This is a genomic window from Micromonospora sp. CPCC 206060, from assembly GCF_036906895.1.
In the GTDB taxonomy this organism is placed as follows: domain Bacteria; phylum Actinomycetota; class Actinomycetes; order Mycobacteriales; family Micromonosporaceae; genus Micromonospora.
In genome coordinates this window covers 1-1,355 of sequence record NZ_JBAKHU010000227.1, presented here as the reverse complement: position 1 = coordinate 1,355, position 1,355 = coordinate 1, and the positions used below count along the sequence as shown (strand labels likewise).

General features: G+C 69.7%; 1 protein-coding gene. It reads right to left on the bottom strand.

The window, feature by feature from the left end; genetic code table 11:
* Positions 1-1,355: hypothetical protein (locus V6U90_RS33420; RefSeq protein WP_334445178.1), on the bottom strand; the 1,355-nt coding region annotated here is incomplete at both ends.

Below are 1,355 nucleotides of genomic sequence, written 5' to 3'. Positions count from 1 at the left end.
CAGGACGACGCCGTGAGGGCGTCCGGGTCGTCCAGCGGCCCGGGCAGCCCGGGCAGACCCGTGCCCGCCGGCGGGGCAGGTACCGGCCCGGACATCGGCGACGTCCCCCCGTGGTTCAGCCAGGACAGGTCCGCACCCTGCTGCGGGCGGTCCGGTCCGGGGGCAGGGCCCGGCAACGATGCTTGCCGGGGCTGACCCGGAGCGGTCACCCTGTACTGCGCCGGCACGCCACCGCGTCCTTCCTGGACCAGCTGCAGCAGACCACGGCCGCGCAATGCCACGATCCGGCCATGCACCGTCTGCTGCGATGTGGATGTCGCATCGGCGAGGGTTGACTCGCTGGCGGGGATGAGCCCGTCGTCGTTTATATGGTCGATCAGGGCGTTCCACAGCTGCCGCAGCTGATCCTGCTGCTTCCTTGTGGTGGCGATGTGGTCGGCGTGCTGGTCGAACAGCGTCCGGGCCTCATCCGGGTCGCTCACCCATCGGCTGCCCGCAGGAAGGGCCGGCAACGATGCTTGCCGGGGCTGACCCGGATCGGTCACCCCGTACCGCGCCGCCACGCCACCGTGTGCTTCCTGGACCAGCTGCAGCAGACCACGGTCGCGCAATGCCACGATCCGGCCATGCACCGTCGAATACCATGTGGATGTCGCATCGGCGAGGGTTGACTCGCTGGCGGTGATGAACCCGTCGCCGTCCATACGGTCGATCAGGGCGTTCCACAGCTGCCGCAGCTGATCCCGCTGCTGCGTTGTGGTGGCGATGTGGTCGGCGTGCTGGTCGAACAGCGTCCGGGCCTCATCCGGGTCGCTCACCCATCGGCTGCCCGCAGGAAGGGCCGGCAACGATGCTTGCCGGGGCTGACCCGGATCGGTCACCCCGTACCGCGCCGGCACGCCACCGTGTGCTTCCCGGACCAGCCGCAGCAGACCACGGTCGCGCAATGCCACGATCCGGCCATGCATCGTCGAATGCGGTATGGATGCCGCATCGGCGAGGGTTGACTCGCTGGCGGTGATGAACCCGGCGCCGTCCATACGGTCGATCAGGGCGTTCCACAGCTGCCGCAGCTGATCCTGCTGCTTCCTTGTGGTGGCGATGTGGTCGGCGTGCTGGTCGAACAGCGTCCGGGCCCCATCCGGGTCGCTCACCCACCGGCTGCCCGCAGTGGGTTGGGGTTGGGGTTGGTCGGGGTGGAGTGGGGCGGGGGTGGTGGGTGGCTCGCCGGCGTAGAGAGTGCCAGCGTCGGTGTGGGTCACCGCTGGGGATGGTTCCCAGTCCATTCCCGGCCCCTGGTAGGTGGCCCAGGCGTCGAGGTTCCCGCTGCCGTCGCCGGCCTGATCGTCGATGCG